The organism is Staphylococcus microti, assembly GCF_000934465.1.
Classification (GTDB): domain Bacteria; phylum Bacillota; class Bacilli; order Staphylococcales; family Staphylococcaceae; genus Staphylococcus; species Staphylococcus microti.
The window spans coordinates 1-230 of the sequence record NZ_JXWY01000082.1 but is presented as its reverse complement, the minus strand read 5'-3'; the positions used below and the strand labels follow the sequence as shown (position 1 = coordinate 230).

Here is a 230-nt window from a genome sequence, read left to right as displayed (position 1 = left end):
TTTATGATTACGTAACATACCTTTTGTGTTTAAGTCTTCAATACAGATGACATCGTGGTTTTTGATAATTTCTGTACTTAACTTATTCAAGAAATCAGTACGTTGGTTCATTACCTTTTCATGTAATCGCGCTACTTTTCGTTTTTGTTTTTGATAGTTCTTTGCTTCAAAGAGGTTGACACCCCTCTTTTTAGCTAACAAAGCACGCTTTGACAACTTACGTTGTTCAC

1 protein-coding gene is annotated in these 230 nt (G+C 33.9%); it reads right to left on the bottom strand.

What is annotated here, in order from left to right; all coding sequences use genetic code 11:
• A partial coding sequence (locus tag TP70_RS09155; RefSeq protein ID WP_044361161.1) for a transposase occupies positions 1-230 on the bottom strand: 230 nt, incomplete at both ends.